13 protein-coding genes, 4 tRNA genes and 1 pseudogene are annotated in these 16,193 nt (G+C 64.1%); 17 read left to right on the top strand and 1 reads right to left on the bottom strand.

All coding sequences use genetic code 11. From position 1 onward, the window contains the following. Positions 1–49: 49 nt before the first annotated feature. The 14 genes and pseudogenes from TO66_RS21625 to peaD all read left to right on the top strand — a co-directional run bounded on the left by TO66_RS21625 (position 50) and on the right by peaD (position 13,559). Positions 50–1,081 carry a D-isomer specific 2-hydroxyacid dehydrogenase family protein gene (locus TO66_RS21625; RefSeq protein WP_256241019.1) on the top strand — a complete coding sequence of 344 codons (1,032 nt, stop codon included), beginning with the start codon at positions 50–52 and terminating at the stop codon, positions 1,079–1,081. Positions 1,082–1,087: 6 nt separating this feature from the next. Beyond that, complete coding sequence (locus TO66_RS21620) at positions 1,088–2,473, top strand: FAD-dependent oxidoreductase (RefSeq protein ID WP_044464183.1); 1,386 nt, start codon at positions 1,088–1,090, stop codon at positions 2,471–2,473. Positions 2,474–2,494: 21 nt separating this feature from the next. Continuing rightward, positions 2,495–2,567 (top strand) — tRNA-Lys (locus tag TO66_RS21615). Positions 2,568–2,621: 54 nt separating this feature from the next. After that, positions 2,622–2,694, top strand: a tRNA-Lys gene (locus TO66_RS21610). A 54-nt stretch (positions 2,695–2,748) separates the two neighbouring features. Then, positions 2,749–2,821: transfer RNA gene (locus TO66_RS21605), tRNA-Lys, on the top strand. 55 nt (positions 2,822–2,876) lie between these two features. Continuing rightward, positions 2,877–2,949: transfer RNA gene (locus TO66_RS21600), tRNA-Lys, on the top strand. Between the two features lie 107 nt (positions 2,950–3,056). Next, positions 3,057–4,439 (top strand): MATE family efflux transporter, encoded by a 1,383-nt coding sequence (locus TO66_RS21595; protein ID WP_044464182.1) that lies wholly within the window; start codon positions 3,057–3,059, stop codon positions 4,437–4,439. An 84-nt stretch (positions 4,440–4,523) separates the two neighbouring features. Continuing rightward, complete coding sequence (locus TO66_RS21590) at positions 4,524–6,350, top strand: hypothetical protein (protein ID WP_044464181.1); 1,827 nt, start codon at positions 4,524–4,526, stop codon at positions 6,348–6,350. 25 nt (positions 6,351–6,375) lie between these two features. Next, positions 6,376–7,548: a pyridoxal phosphate-dependent aminotransferase gene (locus tag TO66_RS21585; RefSeq protein ID WP_044464180.1), complete on the top strand. Its 1,173-nt coding sequence runs from the start codon at positions 6,376–6,378 to the stop codon at positions 7,546–7,548. 535 nt (positions 7,549–8,083) lie between these two features. Further along, on the top strand, positions 8,084–9,664 hold the full coding sequence (peaA, locus tag TO66_RS21580; protein ID WP_044466121.1) for a quinohemoprotein amine dehydrogenase subunit alpha: 1,581 nt from the start codon (positions 8,084–8,086) through the stop codon (positions 9,662–9,664). A 317-nt stretch (positions 9,665–9,981) separates the two neighbouring features. Continuing rightward, positions 9,982–10,572 (top strand): annotated as a pseudogene (locus tag TO66_RS34140) (quinohemoprotein amine dehydrogenase subunit alpha); the annotation flags it as partial. Positions 10,573–10,652: 80 nt separating this feature from the next. Continuing rightward, complete coding sequence (gene peaB, locus TO66_RS21570; RefSeq protein ID WP_044464179.1) at positions 10,653–12,086, top strand: quinohemoprotein amine dehydrogenase maturation protein; 1,434 nt, start codon at positions 10,653–10,655, stop codon at positions 12,084–12,086. Position 12,087: 1 nt separating this feature from the next. Beyond that, a complete protein-coding gene (gene qhpC / locus TO66_RS21565) occupies positions 12,088–12,411 on the top strand; it encodes a quinohemoprotein amine dehydrogenase subunit gamma (protein ID WP_044464178.1) in 324 nt (107 codons plus the stop codon). A gap of 23 nt (positions 12,412–12,434) precedes the next feature. Further along, entirely contained in the window at positions 12,435–13,559 is a 1,125-nt protein-coding gene (gene peaD, locus TO66_RS21560; RefSeq protein ID WP_044464177.1) for a quinohemoprotein amine dehydrogenase subunit beta, read from the top strand. Between the two features lie 103 nt (positions 13,560–13,662). Here the strand turns inward: peaD and TO66_RS21555 are convergent, their stop codons facing one another. Continuing rightward, positions 13,663–14,064 (bottom strand): lysozyme inhibitor LprI family protein, encoded by a 402-nt coding sequence (locus tag TO66_RS21555; protein WP_044464176.1) that lies wholly within the window; start codon positions 14,062–14,064, stop codon positions 13,663–13,665. 158 nt (positions 14,065–14,222) lie between these two features. Between TO66_RS21555 and TO66_RS21550 the strand changes: the two genes are divergently transcribed. Genes TO66_RS21550 through TO66_RS21540 form a run of 3 tightly spaced genes read left to right on the top strand, consistent with a single transcriptional unit; the run spans position 14,223 to position 15,864 of the window. Further along, positions 14,223–14,678 carry an SRPBCC family protein gene (locus tag TO66_RS21550; protein WP_044464175.1) on the top strand — a complete coding sequence of 152 codons (456 nt, stop codon included), beginning with the start codon at positions 14,223–14,225 and terminating at the stop codon, positions 14,676–14,678. After that, complete coding sequence (locus TO66_RS21545) at positions 14,668–15,027, top strand: helix-turn-helix transcriptional regulator (RefSeq protein ID WP_256241012.1); 360 nt, start codon at positions 14,668–14,670, stop codon at positions 15,025–15,027. The genes TO66_RS21550 and TO66_RS21545 overlap by 11 nt, the downstream gene beginning before the upstream one ends. 15 nt (positions 15,028–15,042) lie before the next feature. After that, entirely contained in the window at positions 15,043–15,864 is an 822-nt protein-coding gene (locus TO66_RS21540) for an aminoglycoside phosphotransferase family protein (RefSeq protein WP_044464174.1), read from the top strand. The last annotated feature ends 329 nt before the right edge of the window (positions 15,865–16,193 follow it).

The raw sequence follows: 16,193 nt of genomic DNA, 5'->3' as shown, positions 1-16,193 counted from the left end.
TGTCACTGTGTCGGAACGAATTAAGGTAGTTATCTCCGGGGCCGATCGTTTGGCTCAACGCTATATCGCCGAGTTGAATCCGTCGCTCTATGAAGTGGCGTTGATTGGCGAATCGTTTCCCGATCAGGCGCGGGTTATTTCCGCTATCCGTGATGCCCACATTTATATGCATGCCGGTGAAGAAATCCTCACCGAAGAGATCCTGCAGCAGGCCGGGAAGTTGAAGTTGGTGGCGTGCCTGGCGTCGGGGGCCGAGCATCTGGTCGATATCGACGCGGCCGACCGCCTGGGGATCGCAGTGACCAACACCCCTGGCCTGAAAGTGATGTACGAGGCCATGGGCGAGTTCCTGGTGGGGCTGGTCATTGCCTTGCGCCGCAAGCTGATCTACTTCCACAGCGAGCAGAAAAATGGCCGCCTGCACGAAACCGACACGCCGCTGCTCAAGGATGCGGTGATCGGCATCATCGGCATGGGCAAGGTCGGCTCGCGGGTGGCAAGGATGATGCACGATGGCTTTCATTGCCGGATCGTCTACACCGCCAACTCGCAGAAGCCGGATGTGGAACGCGACACCCAGGCGCAACGGTTGTCGCAGGACGAGTTGCTGGCCACCAGCGACGTGGTGATCCTGGCATGCCCGTACAACGACTCGACGCTAGGGTTTATCGGTGAGGCCGAGCTGGCGCTGATGAAGCCCAGCGCGATCCTGATCAATACCTCGGAGTCGTCCCTGGTCGATGGCCAGGCGGTCTACAAGGCGCTGGTCGAGGAGAAGATCGCCGGCGCGGCATTCGACGACAAGAACTGGGATGCACCGCCGCTGATCAAGGATGGCAAGACCATCAACATGCCGATCGAGATGCTCGACCTGTCGGATGATCGCTTCATCTGTACGCCTTATGTCGGCGCCATGACGTCGGCGGTGTGGGACGAGATGGCGAGTGTGGCGGTCGCTTCGATCCTGCACTTCATCGAGCAGGGCACCGACAAGAACCTCTATAACCGCAACCTGGATGCGACTCGCCACGCCCGGCGCATGGGCTTCGGTTCGCCGCTTGTCGCAGAACTGGAAGGCTGAGCCAGGATGAACGACGTTACCACGCAAATCCGCCTGCAACAGGCCTTGCAGGGCCATGAGGCGGTCGAACTGCTGTTCCCCGGGGAGCCGGGTTACGAAGAAGGGCGCCAGCTCTATAACCGGATGCACGACCTGCACCCGCTGCTCATTGTGCGGACCCTCGATCGCGCCGCCATCCGGACCGTGCTCAAGGTGGTGACAGAGAACCGGCTGGAACTCGCCCTGCGTGGCGGGGGGCATCATATCGCCGGGTTCGGTTCGACCGAAGGCGGCGTGCTGCTCGACTTCTCCGGGTTCCGGGGCGTAGAGATCGACGCGCAGCAGGGGATCGCCAGGGTTCAGCCGGGCGCCCGCCTGGGGGATGTGGACGCGGCATTGTGCCCGCGGGGCTATGTAGTGCCGACCGGGACGGTCAGCGATACCGGGATTGCCGGGCTGACGCTGGGGGGCGGTATCGGCTGGTTTGTCGGCACGCTGGGGTTCACCTGCGACAACCTGGTCGGCGCCGATGTGATGCTGGCCAGTGGCGAGGTGGTCAGGGCCGAGGATCCGCAGCATAGGGATCTGCTCTGGGCGCTGCGCGGCGGTGGCGGCAACTTTGGCGTGGTCCTGGAGTTCCGCTATCGCCTGTCGCCGTTGCCCAAAGTCTACTGTGGCTCGATTGCGGTGGCACCGCAGGAGGTGCCGCGCGTGCTGTTGCAACTGGGCCATTACATGGAGCAGGACTGCCCGGCGAACCTGGTGCTGGCGCCGCTCTTCAGCCCGGTCCCGGAGAGCGACCGGTGCGGGTTGGCGATCGACTTCTGCCTCAGCGACTATCAGGACCTCGGTGCCATCGAGGCATTGGAACAGGCGCTGGGTCTTGTGGGCAGGCACCAGTACGTCACGGACGACTTCCGGGCCTGGCAGGGCTGGTTCGACGACCGATTCCAGCCACCGATGCGCGGCTACTGGAAATCGATTTGCCTGGACGATTTCACCAGCGACGCCATGGATGCCTTGCTGACGGCGGCGTCCAGCATGCCGGGCCAACGGTGCAGCATCACCATCGAGCATCTGAACAAGGCACGCCGTTCGACCACGCCCGATGATTCTGCCTTCCCGCTCAAGTCGAGAAGCTACAGCGTGCTGTTTTCCGCCCGCTGGGAGCAGGCCCGGGACGATGACCGCTTCATTCGCTGGGTCAGGGCGGCTGCGCTGGCCACTGCGGGTAACGATAGCGCGCCGGCGTATTCCAACTACTCGTTCGCCGAAGGCTCGTCGCATACGGTCTTGCTCGGCAGCGACAGCGAGCGCCTGCTCAAGGTCAAGCAGCGCTACGACGGGGGCAATCTGTTCCGGCGCAACCACAACATCGGCATGAATAAAGAGGCCGCTCGCGCCCCTGCTTGAGGGGCGCACTATCGATACATGGGGGAGAATGCCCGGTGGCTTGGGCGCCCACTACTTAAGTGGGTAGTCGTGAGTTCGAGTCTCACTCTCTTCCACCATTTTGGCCCGGGGCGGTGGCTTAGCGCCCGGGAGGCCAGTGCGATACATGGGGGAGAACGCCCGGTGGCTTGGGCGCCCACTACTTAAGTGGGTAGTCGTGAGTTCGAGTCTCACTCTCTTCCACCATTTTGGCCCGGGGCGGTGGCTTAGCGCCCGGGAGGCAAGTGCGATACATGGGGGAGAACGCCCGGTGGCTTGGGCGCCCACTACTTAAGTGGGTAGTCGTGAGTTCGAGTCTCACTCTCTTCCACCATTTTTGCCCGGGTGCGGTGGCTTAGCGCCCGGGAGGCAAGTGCGGTACATGGGGGAGAACGCCCGGTGGCTTGGGCGCCCACTATTTAAGTGGGTAGTCGTGAGTTCGAGTCTCACTCTCTTCCACCAATATCGGAAGGTCGGCTGGTTCATTTCGGCACGAGATCGATCGAGCGGCGGGTGGCTACACTTTTATTTCTTGTGTGTGCTGAATTGAATGAAGGATGCAGGTATGCAGTGGATTGCAGAAGGTCGGCGCATTATCAAAGTGGCGGTGCCGCTTTCGATCGTCTATCTGATCGAAAGTATGATGGCCTTTGTCGACTCCGTGTTCATGGGGCGTTTTCGCGCCGATGAAATCGCCGGTTATGGGCTGGGGGCGCGCATCGTTTTCGACGCGACCAATGTCATCTGCCTGTGCGTCATCGGTATGGTCGCGGTGTTCTCCGCCAAGTACGACGCGCTCAAGGACAAGCGGGCCGTGGAAGCGCATGTGCAGCACGGCTTCTATATGTGCCTGCTGCTCAGCCTGCCGGTGGTCCTGGTGACGCTGAACCTGGGCAGCTTGCTGGTGGCCTTCAATGTCGACGCGGCGGTGGCCCTGCAGGCCGACCAGTATGCGCAAGGCGCGGTGTACTCGATCTTGCCGCTGGCCTTGTTCTGCGTCCTGCGGGACCACTCGGCGGCAGTGTCCGACTTCTCGTCGATTTTCTACATCACCCTGTTCGCCAGCGTGTTCAAGGCGCTGATTTCCTACGTGCTGATCCTCGGCGAGTTTGGTTTTCCGCGGCTGGGCGCCTACGGCGCGGGCCTTTCCACGTCCCTGGTCAGCTGGGGCATGCTCGGCGCCGAGATCCTCCTGTATTCCCTGAGCAATCGCCGCTCCGGCAAGCCCTACGCGATCTTCACCGGCTGGATCAGCCTGCGTTGGGCGCTGGTCAAGAAGTACCTGGCGATGGGCCTGCCGCTGTCGGCGAACAGCCTGGTGATCTCGTTGATGTTCATCGTGCTGATGCTCTTTACCGAGAAGGTCGGGACCCTGGAACTGGCCGCGGCGCAACTGGTGTTCTCCTATATCTACCCGGTCTTCATGCTGGTCGAGGGAGTGCGGGAAGCCATCGCCATCCGCGTGGCCCAGGAGCATGCGCTGGGCAATGTGCACAAGGTGCGCAAGCTGACGGTGGTGGCTTGCCTGGTGAGCATGCTGTTCCTGTTCCCCTTCGCCTTCGTGGTGTTTTTCGATTCCACGCTGGTGGCCTCGATGTTCTTCAACGTCGACGAGGCGGCGAATCTCGGCCTGCTGACCCAGTTCAACCTGATCGTCGGCCTCGCCGCCCTGAGCATCGTCGTCGAGTGTGTGCAGGTCATCGTGCTCGGCGCGCTCAAGGGCCTGGAAGACACCAAGGTGCCGTTCCTGATCAACACCACCACCGCCTGGGTGATCGGCGTGGCCGGGGGTTACCACCTGACCTTCAACCTGGAGCAGGGCGTCGTCGGCCTGTGGGTGGCGCTGATTCTCAGCCATCTGCTGTCGCTGGTGCTGTTGACGGCCCGGCTGCTGCTGGTCACCCGGCCCAACAGCCCTCTGTTGTGCGCGACCTCGGCGCACGACTGACCTAGCGCCAGGCCGGTCGAACCCGGCCTGGCAACCCACCATCAAGATTTTCGCAAGATCGCCGGTCTGTACGGGGGAGTGCGCATGCGTGAAGTACTGGCTACTTATATTGAGGCTTATGACGTCGCGATCGATTGCCTGGCGCGTTTGCATGGCGCCGAGCTGGCGACGGCCGTCGACCAGCTGTTGTCGCGGATCGCGGCCTGTGACGATGTGCTGGTCAACAACGTGCTCAAGCATCATCGTCATGTCCTTGAGCTGAACCGCGAGGAATGGGCGTGGTTCCTGCCCGGGATTCTCGAACTGGAGCGCAACAGCGCCTTCGTCGCGGCCTACCTGATCGAGAAGATCCCGCTGCTCAAGCAACAGCTGGACATGCGGGCCTTCGTCGAATTCCTGCTGGCCATCAAGGACCATTCGGCACGCGGTTTGTCCTACCTGATCGGCACCGCCGATTCGGCGCTGTGCGACGATCTGGAGTCGATCCTGGAGGCGGTGGGCACGGCCTACTATCAAGCCGCCATGGACTGCGTACTGCGGCACAAGGACGAACTCGGCGCGTGCTGCGCGCCCTTGCTTATCCACATCAAGAACTACCACCCGCATCTGCCCGCCGGCGAGCTGGACGCGCTGGCGGCCCTGGTCTGCGAAGTGCACGCGCGCTACGGCAGTTTCGGCGCGGTGGCCCTGCTGGAAAACGCCGATGGCGTGTTTGCCCGGCACAGTGTGCAGGCGGTGCGCGAACGCCTGGACGAACTGGCGGATGCCAGTGTCGATTATTTCCACTACCTGCTGGCCAACGGCCTGCCGCAGGTCGAGGCGGTGCGCGCCGACACGGCCTCGGTCGAGCAACTGGAAGGCGCGAGCCTGACCTCGCACCTCGATGCCCCGGGAGTGTTCGACGGCGGGCTGGTCTCGGCGATCATTTCCAACATGAGCTTCATGGATCCCAAGACCCTGGAGAACATGCGCCAGCAACTGTCGATCGCTGATTTCACGCGCTGGTTCGAACAACAACCGGCGTTCGCCAACGCGCGCATGCAGATTGCCGACGCCTATGCCGGTGCCTGGTTCTCGCCGTTCGACTACTGGGGCGGCGAGATGGCTATCCCGCGTTTTCGCACGCTGATCGGCCAGGCGATCGAGGCCTGCTACGACAAGCAGGCCCGGCAAACCCTGGTCTACCAGAACAAGGCGCTCTTCGACCGGCATGCCGAGTACAGCGAGCAGCGCCTGCGGCTGATGATCGACGCGGCGTTTCCCCAGGGCGGCGCGGTGCCGGTGCCCGAGGATATCGCCAGCATCAGGACCTATCTCGACGACCACGACCGCCAGGGATTGCGCGATCGGCAGTCGCGGCAGCGGGTGTTCATCAGCACCTGGAATAGAAACCCCTGGCAGGACTACAGCCGCTCCGACGAGTTCTACTCCTGCACCGGCATTGGCGATTACGCGGTCAACAACGCCCCGGGTTACCTGGTCGAACCGAACCTGTGCCGGCTGTACGTCTGGTACCAGGGACGGCGCATCGGTCGGCTCAACCTGGTCGCCGTGGCGGACGTCGACGGCACGCCGGGCCTGTTGCTCGATGGCGTCGAGGGGGGCGGGCGCCTGTTGCAATCGGAAGAGCGGGTGCTGGACATCCTCGGCAGCGTCGCCGAGTTCGCCGGGCGTTGTGGCCTGGGCGCCTATTACATCAACTGCAAGGCCACCTACAACAATGTGCCCAAGCAGTTCATCGCCCAGGCGATCCGGCATCTCGGGCTACCGGTGACGCACGGTTACCTGCGTCGCTATTACCAAGGAATGGAAATCTATCAGGCGATGCCCCACGGACTCATACCGTTCTTCGAATCCTTCGGGAACAACCTGTCCGGGATCGTGAGCGGCCTGAAAATCACGTTGCCCTAGGGGTCGACGTTCACAAGGAGGTGTTATGTTGACTACATTGACCGATCACGAGTACCTGGCCCTGAATTCGGCGTGCAGCTTTGCCGATGGGCACGCCTATCACGAGTTGTCCCGCGGGCTGGAGGGGGTCGTCGAGCAACTGCCGAGCATCTGGTATGACTGCAACCAGACCAAGGTGCGCGACATGGAGAAGGCCTTCAAATGCGAGTGGGCCAACCTGCTCGACTCCAGCGAGTTGTTGCGCCACGAGCACTTCCGGGTGTCCCCGACGGCCTCCAACTCCATCGATATCGTCGCCACGCTGCTGGCCGAACGCGCCCCGCGGGTGCTGCTGATCGAGCCGACCTTCGACAACCTGTACCTGATGCTCAAGCGCCGCGGTTGCGAGGTGGCGCCGCTGAACGAGCAAGCGATGATCGACGCCATCGAGCAGGACAAGGTCGCCGAGCTGCTGGACGGCTATGCGTTCGATACCCTGTTCCTGGTCAACCCGAACAACCCCACCGGGTATCTGATCCGCGAGCGACAATTCAAGGCCATCGCCGACTATTGCCAGCGCCAGGGCAAGGTGCTGGTGGTGGACTCGACCTTCCGTTTCTATAGCAAGCAACCCTTCAACGACTATGCCGCGCTGTTGAAGGCCGGCGGCTCGTTCGTGGTCATCGAGGACACCGGCAAGACCTGGCCGACCCAGGACATGAAGTCGAGCATGATCGTCTATTCCGAGGACCTGGCGGTGGACCTGGAAAAGATCTACGAGGAGATCTACCTGTGCCATTCGCGCTTTGTCATGGGCGTGTTCGTCGACCTGTTCCGGCGCACTGCGGCGGTGGGCCTGGAGCAGGCGCTGGTGCATGAGATCGGGCAGCGCAGCGCCAAGGTCAGGGCCGTGCTGGCCGATACCGATTTGCGCTGCATCACCGACAGTCGCGCGACGGCGATGCCGGTGGAGTGGATCGATGTCTCGCGCACCGGGAAAACCGACGCCGAGCTGATCAAACAGTTCCTGCGCCACGGCTTCCATTGCCTGCCCGGCAGCCACTTTTTCTGGCACGCCTATTACGAACGCGGTATCCAGAGTTCCCGCTTCATCCGCATCTCGCTGGCCCGGCCGGCGCAGGTGTTCGAAAGCGGCCTGGCGCTGCTGCGCAACATCTGCACTGAATCGACCCTGGCCCGGCTGGCCGTGAACGGTTGAGTCATGCCCCACGCTCCTGCTGATGGCCGCTGATTGATGTGCAGCGCCCAGCAGGCCTTCTGGTCTTTTTTGTGAGCCCCGATCGGCGGCGGCACAAAAAAGACCCTGGCGGGTCCCTCGGGGGCCAGCGCTCTCCATTCCCGCGCCGGTAAGGCGCCACGCCCTCCGACCGCCTCCCGGGCGACGCTACGCCGCGGGTTCGGCCAGGCGCTCGCGGGCTGCTTTCCTGTGCTTAGCTTTGAGCATCCTGCTGCGCTCGCGGGGTGTGAGCGGGGCGCGTCTCAGCGTGCAACAGGTGTCGCGAAATGGAACGCGACGGGCCGGCGACCCTCTGCCTCATACCCCGCCAGGCTCCAGCAAGCTACTGATAAAAAACACTATTCATAAGCTGGCACGCTCCGTGTATTGCTGGGTTCAGCCGTTTCTCCTGCTGTCGTGCCCGGTGATGCCGGCCACGGCGGAAACTGAAAAAGACGCAGCACAACAAGAAAGCGCACTTATAAAAAACAAAAAGCTCCGTGGAGGGCCGACCTTGATCAACAGAACACTCCGCGCAGGCGCGTCCAGCGGCCTGCTGGCGCTGGCGGTCTGCGCCGCCTTGCATGCCCCACCCAGCCTGGCCGCGCGCGATGCCCAGGCCATCCTCACGCAAACCTGCCAGGGCTGTCATACCCCTGAAGCCGATGGCGGCCTGAGCCGCATCAGCCACCAGCGCAAGACCCCGGAAGGCTGGCTGATGAGCATCGCCCGCATGCAGACCATGCACGGCCTGCAGATCGGCGACGACGACCGCCGCACCCTGGTCAAGTACCTGGCCGACACCCAGGGCCTGGCACCGAGCGAGACCGACGGGGTGCGTTATGCCCTGGAGCGGCGCCTGAACACCGTGGAAACCTTCGACGAACAGACCAGCCAGATGTGCGGCCGCTGCCACTCCGGCGCGCGGGTCGCGCTGCAACGGCGTCCGGCCCAGGAGTGGGAACGCCTGGTGAATTTCCACCTCGGCCAATGGCCGTCCCTGGAGTACCAGGCGCTGTCCCGCGATCGCGACTGGTTCGACCTGGCGCGCAAGGATATGGTGCCGCTGCTGGCCAAGCGTTATCCGCTGGACAACCCGGCCTGGAAGACATGGCAGGCCAGCGCGCCGAACAGCGCCGCGCTGGTGGGCGACTGGAGCTTCAGCGGCCACATGCCGGGCAAGGGCGAGCTGGCCGGGGTGATGAGCGTCAGCGCCGACGGCGGCGATACCTTCAAGGTCGGCCTCAAGGGGCAATACGCCGATGGCACGCCGTTCAATGGCGACGGCAGCGCGATTCTCTACAGCGGCTATGAATGGCGCGGCAACGTGAATATCGACGGCGTGACCCTGCGCCAGGTATTCGCCGCCCAAGGCGATGCCATGCAGGGCCGGATGTTCGAGGCCGAGCACGACGAACGCGGCCTGGACTTTGTCGCCGCCCGGCAGGGCGCCCAGCGCTTGCTGGCGGTGCAACCGGGTTATGTGAAGGCCGGCAGCGAAACCGAAGTGACCCTGGTCGGCAGTGGACTGGCGGGTACGCCGGACTTCGGCAACGGCGTGGAGGTCGTCGAAGTCGTCTCGCAGAGTCCGCAGCGGATCAAGGTCAGGCTCAAGGCTGCGGCCAACGCCGAGCCGGGCCTGCGGACGGTCAGCGTCGGCACCTTGCAGGGCCCGAGCCTGTCGGTCTACCGCAAGATCGACGCGGTCAAGGTGGTGCCGGCCTTCGCGGTGGCGCGGATCGGCGAGGGCGGCGGTTCGACGCCCAAGGTCCAGGGCCGCTTCGACGCCGAGGCCTGGGGTAAGGGGGCCGACGGCAAGCCGTATCGCATCGGCGTGTTCCCCGCGCAGTGGAAGGTCGAGGCCTTCGACGACCGCGCCAGGGAAGATGAAGACGTCAAGTTCGCCGGCCGGATGCAGGCCGACGCGGGCGTGTTCGTCCCGGGCGACGCGGGGCCGAACCCGGCGCGCAAGATGTCCACCAACAATGCCGGCAACCTCAAGGTGATCGCCGCCGTCGACGATGCGGGGACGTCCCTGACCGGCGAGGGCCACCTGATCGTCACGGTGCAACGCTGGAACAATCCACCCATCCCCTAAGGCGCGCCTCGCGATCCGAGACACCCTTTCCGGAATGACCGCAGGCCCCCGCAGACAGGGGCCGGCACAGGAGGTTTGCCATGGGCGCTATCTTGAACCTGGTCGAACGCAACCTGCACGAAGTGCAGGTCGATGCCGACCGCATGCTGTTCCACATCCCCAGCAGTTCGCTGTTCGCCAGCGACGAGCTGACCGGCACCATCATCGACACCTTGCGCGGCCCCGGCTGCACCCCGGAAGACCTGGTGCGGCGCCTCGGCGCACGTTTCGACGGCGAGGACATCCACCAGACCCTGCGCGAGCTGATCGCCCTGGAACTGGTCAGCGACGGTTCGCCGCTGACCCCCGAGATCGCGCTGAAGCGGGTCGAGCGTACGGCGATCATCGTCTCGCAGAGTCCGCAGCGGATCAAGGTCAGGCTCAAGGCTGCGGCCAACGCCGAGCCGGGCCTGCGGACGGTCAGCGTCGGCACCTTGCAGGGCCCGAGCCTGTCGGTCTACCGCAAGATCGACGCGGTCAAGGTGGTGCCGGCCTTCGCGGTGGCGCGGATCGGCGAGGGCGGCGGTTCGACGCCCAAGGTCCAGGGCCGCTTCGACGCCGAGGCCTGGGGTAAGGGGGCCGACGGCAAGCCGTATCGCATCGGCGTGTTCCCCGCGCAGTGGAAGGTCGAGGCCTTCGACGACCGCGCCAGGGAAGATGAAGACGTCAAGTTCGCCGGCCGGATGCAGGCCGACGCGGGCGTGTTCGTCCCGGGCGACGCGGGGCCGAACCCGGCGCGCAAGATGTCCACCAACAATGCCGGCAACCTCAAGGTGATCGCCGCCGTCGACGATGCGGGGACGTCCCTGACCGGCGAGGGCCACCTGATCGTCACGGTGCAACGCTGGAACAATCCACCCATCCCCTAAGGCGCGCCTCGCGATCCGAGACACCCTTTCCGGAATGACCGCAGGCCCCCGCAGACAGGGGCCGGCACAGGAGGTTTGCCATGGGCGCTATCTTGAACCTGGTCGAACGCAACCTGCACGAAGTGCAGGTCGATGCCGACCGCATGCTGTTCCACATCCCCAGCAGTTCGCTGTTCGCCAGCGACGAGCTGACCGGCACCATCATCGACACCTTGCGCGGCCCCGGCTGCACCCCGGAAGACCTGGTGCGGCGCCTCGGCGCACGTTTCGACGGCGAGGACATCCACCAGACCCTGCGCGAGCTGATCGCCCTGGAACTGGTCAGCGACGGTTCGCCGCTGACCCCCGAGATCGCGCTGAAGCGGGTCGAGCGTACGGCGATCAACACCGTGGTGCTCAACGTCAACACCGGCTGCAACCTGAGTTGCACCTACTGCTACAAGGAGGACCTGGACAAGCCTTCGGCCGGCAAGAAGATGGAGGTCGAGACGGCCATCGCCGCGGTGGAGATGCTGCTTCGCGAATCCCCCGACGAAGAGCGCTTCACCGTGGTGTTCTTCGGTGGCGAACCGCTGAGCAACCGGCCGCTGATCGAACGCATGGTCGACTATTGCGAGCAGCGTTTCGCCGCGGCGGGCAAGCGGGTCGAATTCGTCATGACCACCAACGCCACGCTGCTCACCGAGGAAGTGGTGGACTACCTCAATGCCCATCGCTTCGGGCTGTCGGTGAGCATCGACGGGCCGAAGACGATGCACGACCGCAACCGCATCACCGTGGGCGGGCAGGGCACCTATGACGTGGTGCGGCGCAAGGCGCAGATGCTGCTGGCGCGCTACGACAGCCGTCCGGTCGGCGCGCGGGTGACCCTGACCACCGGCGTCACCGACGTGGAGACCATCTGGGACCACCTGTTCAACGAGTTGGGTTTCGCCGAGGTCGGTTTCGCCCCGGTGACCTCGGGGGATATCAGCAGTTTCAACCTCAGCGGCGACGAGCTGGTCGAAGTCTTCGCCAGCATGAAGCGCCTGGGCCGGCGTTACCTGGAAGCGGCCCTGGAGCAGCGCAATATCGGCTTCTCCAACCTGCACCAGCTGATCACCGATATCCACGAAGGCCACAAGAAGGCCCTGCCCTGCGGCGCCGGATTGAAGATGCTGGCGGTGGACCACAAGGGCGAGCTGAACCTGTGCCATCGCTTTACCGGCTCGTCGCTGCCGACCTTCGGCAACGTGCGCGACGGCGGGGTCAAGCAGGTGGAGCTCAACGACTTCCTGTCCCAGCGCCTGGACCGCACCGGCACCGGCTGCGCCAGTTGCCGCATCCGCAACCTGTGTTCCGGTGGCTGCTACCACGAGAGCTACGCGCGCTACGGCGACCCGGCGCACCCGACGTACCACTACTGCGAACTGATGCGCGACTGGGTGGATTTCGGCATCGAGGTCTACAGCCGGATCATGGCCCACAACCCTGCGTTCATCAGCCGCTACATCACTCCGCGCAAGGCTCACTGACATGAAGCATCTCAAGCCGATCAACGAAAAAGCCCAGAAACTGCAACAGGCCGCCGACGAGAACCGGATCGAAGAAGTGGTCGCCATGAGTTCCGTGGCCGGCTGCGCCTCGACCACCGACCCGGGTTGGGAAATCGATGCCTTCGGTGGCGTGTCGTCGCTGTGCCAGCCGATGGAGGCCGACCTCTACGGTTGCTCCGACCCTTGCTGGTGGCCGGCCCAGGTGCCGGACATGATGAGCACCTACCCCGACTGGAACAAGGATGCCCAGGCCTCCAACGAGAACTGGCGCAACCTCGGCACCGTGTTCCCCAAAGATAAATAACCGGTCAGCAGAAGGATTCCAGCATGCTTCGCAACAATGCCTGCGGCCTGGCCGCTTCCGTGATTCTGGGGGGCTGTTCCCTCGGCGCCCTGGCCGACGATACGGCCGGCAAGGCCCTCGACCCCGGCCATGAATACATGGTCACCACCAATTACCCGAACAACCTGCACGTGATCGACCTGGCCAGCGACACGCTGTACAAGACCTGCACCATGCCCGACGCCTTCGGCCCGGGCACCGTGCAACTGGCACCGGACCGCAAGATCGCCTATGTGCTGAACAACCATTACGCCGATGTCTATGGCGTCGAGCTCGACAGCTGCAAGCAGGTGTTCCACGCCAGCATCACCCAGCAGCCGGGGGAGAAGGCGCGCTCGATGTTCGCCTTCACCGTCAGCCACGACGGCAAGGAGCTGTACGCGGTGGCCAACCCGACACAGATGCTCAACGACCGCTATGAGGTCCGGCAGCCGCGGCTGGATGTCTACGCCACCGATGCCGGGTTGCAGGCCAGGCCGGTGCGCAGCTTCCCGGCGCCGCGGCAACTGACCATCATGCAGAGCGGCGACGACGGCTCGTTGTATGTGGCCGGGCCGGATGTGTACAAGGTCGACGTCAAGACCGGCAAGTTCGAGGTGCTGATCCCCAGCCGCCACTGGAAGCGCCCCAACTACAGTGCGCCGGACGTGCTCTATGTGTGGAACCAGCAGACCTGGCGCCATGATTTCTCGTTGCTCTACACCACGGCGAAATTCAAGGACCACAAGCAGGATCCGGCCACCGCCGACTACCTGTACGGCCTGTTCAGCATCGACCTGAAGACCGGCAAGAGCGAAACCACCGACTTCGGCCCGCTGACGGAAATCTACTTCAGCGGCATGCGCTCGCCCAAGGACCCGAACCTGATGTTCGGCGTGCTCAACCGCCTGGCCAAGTACGACATCAAGCAGAAGAAACTGCTCCAGGCCGCCACCCTGGAGCACTCCTACTACTGCATTTCCTTCAACCGGGCCGGCAGCAAGATCTACCTGGCGGGGACCTTCAACGACGTGGCGGTGTTCGATGCCGACAGCCTGAAACAGATCGGCTCCATCAAGCTGCCGGGCGGCGACATGGCGATCACCACGGCCCAGGTGTTCGTGCGCTAGGTGCTGCTACCGCTATCGCGAGCAAGCTTCGCTCCTACAGAAGGGGGGGAACGCCCCGTAGGAGCGAAGCTTGCTCGCGAAAAACCTCAAGACCACCGCCGATTCAATTCCCCGGCACCGGGCAACTCAGGTCGCCTTCCGGGCACTTGAGATAGGTCTTGAACGCCTCGACCCGCGCCTTGGTCAGGTCGGTGGTGCAGTTGCTGTAGATCAGCGGATAGACACTGCCACCGGCGACCCCGGACGCGGCGAACTTGCACTCCGTGTCCCGGAAGGCCAGCCAGGCGCGCTGGGCGTCGACCAGCAGCCGCTGGCCCTGCGGGTTGTCCTTCAGGCGTTGGGTGATGCGCTGGTAGAGCCGGTTCAACTCCTTGTCCGCCGCCTCGTGCTGTTTGGCGGCGCACTGGTTCATGGTGGTCTGGGTGGTGGCATTGGCGCAGTCGTCGGCCTGGGCCGGGGCGATGAGAACAAAGGGCGCCAGGGCCAGCAGCAAGCGTGGGTTCATCAGGATTCTCGCAATGGAAAACGGATCGGTCTGAAGCGGATCACGGTGCCGGCATTCTGTCAGCTTGTCATGACCGCATGTCTGTCTTTGTCGAAAAGTGCAACTTCAAGGTTGCGCTTTGGCGAGGGCGAACTAGGGTGTAGCACTGGAGGTGACCCATGAACTCATCAGATCGTATCGAAAGAAAGATCCTGCTCAAGGCCCCGCGTTCCCGGGTCTGGGCTGCGTTGAGCGATGCCGAGGCCTTCGGCAGCTGGTTTGGCGTGGCGCTGGCGGGCCAGCGTTTTGTCGTCGGGCAACGCACCCGCGGGCAGATTACCTACCCGGGCTACGAACACCTGGTCTGGGACGTCCAGGTCGAGCGGCTGGAGCCCGAGCGCCTGTTCGCGTTCAGCTGGCACCCTTACGCGGTGGAGCCGGGCGTCGATTATTCAAGCGAGCCCAGCACCCTGGTGCAATTCGAACTCGAAGACCTGGACGGCGGCACCTTGCTGCGGGTGGTCGAATCGGGCTTCGACGGCATTCCACCGGAGCGGCGGCTCAAGGCGTTTCGCATGAACAGCCGCGGCTGGGATGAACAGATGAGCAATATCGAGAACTACCTTGGCCCCTGACAGCCATGCCAACGCCCCGTTAGCGGTGGCGGCCTCGCCGGACAGCCCGGCGATGATCTTCGCGGCACTGGGCGACGAGACCCGTCTACGGCTCGTCGCCATTTTGTGTGGCGGCGGCGCGCTGTCGATCAGCCAGCTGACCCTGGGCACCGCCATCAGCCGCCAGGCGGTGACCAAACACTTGCGGGTGCTGGCGCAGGCCGGCCTGGTACGCGACGCCAAGCTGGGGCGCGAGCGCCTGTGGGCCTTCGAGCCGGCGCGGCTGGTGGAGGCCCGGCGTTCGCTGGAGGTCATCAGCCAGCAGTGGGATCATGCGCTGGGCCAGTTGCAGGCCTTTGTCGAGTCATAACGGAAATCATCACGGATGTTCGAGCCTTACCTGAAACGCTGGGACCTGCGGGTCGATGGCGCGCCTATCGTCACCCCCGGCAGCCACTTGCTGCCCGTGCGCCTGGAGAACGACGCTCCGGCCATGCTCAAGATCGCCCTCGACGACGAGGAAAAACACGGCAACCGCCTGATGGCCTGGTGGGACGGGGAGGGCGCGGCGCGGGTCTATGCCCAGCAGGGCGATGCCCTGTTGATGGAGCGCGCCATGGGCCAGCGCTCGCTGATGCAGATGGCGCTGGCCGGTGAAGACGACGAGGTCAGCCGGATCGTCTGCGCCAGCCTGGCGCGCCTGCATGCGCCACGCCTGGCGCCCTTGCCGGCGTTGCTGGGCTTGCCGCAATGGTTCGCGGCCCTGCGCCCGGCCGCCCGACGCGAGGGCGGGGTGTTCCGGCGCAGCCTGGCCACTGCCGATGAACTGCTGGCGAGCCCCAGGGAACAGGTGGTGCTGCACGGCGATATCCACCATGACAATGTGCTGGATTTCGAGCAGCGCGGCTGGCTGGTGATCGACCCCAAGCGGGTCATGGGCGAGCGCGGTTTCGACTACGCCAACCTGATCTGCAACCCGGAGCTGCCGACCAGCGGCGACCCGCGGCGCTTCACCCGCCAGGTCGACGTCATCGCCCATGCCGCGGGGCTGGAGCGCAAGCGCCTGCTGCAATGGGTGTTGGCCTATACCGGGTTGTCCGCCGCGTGGTTCCTGGAGGACGGCGACGTCAGCAGCGCGGAGCACGAACTGCAAGTGGCGGAGTTGGCCATTCATGCCCTGGAAGGCGCGGGCCAGGGCGTCGCGTGACCTAAGGGTCTACGGAAGTCGGTCTATGGCAAAAGGCTTACACGCGCTGCCAGCTATCTCGACTGTTGCCGATTACGCGACAGGCTTAATCTTCACCTACCCACTGCAGCGCAGGATGCGCTCAGGGTCATGGAAGACCGACCATTGCAAGGATTGCAGCGACAGGGAGTCGTGAATGGTCTTGAAAAAAACCCGCTTCGGCGGGTTTTTTTTCGCCCGTGAAAAAGTGTCGGCTGGCTATGCCCTCGTCGAAAGTGCGGGCGCCACGATGCCATCAGGATAGTATGTCGAGTGTAATGGTAATTAGTTGGATAAGGGCCATTAGCCAG

Origin of the sequence: Pseudomonas sp. MRSN 12121, assembly GCF_000931465.1 — a bacterium.
In the GTDB taxonomy this organism is placed as follows: Bacteria; Pseudomonadota; Gammaproteobacteria; order Pseudomonadales; family Pseudomonadaceae; genus Aquipseudomonas.
The sequence above is the reverse complement of the archived record's forward strand: the minus strand, read 5'-3'. Positions and strand labels throughout refer to the sequence as shown.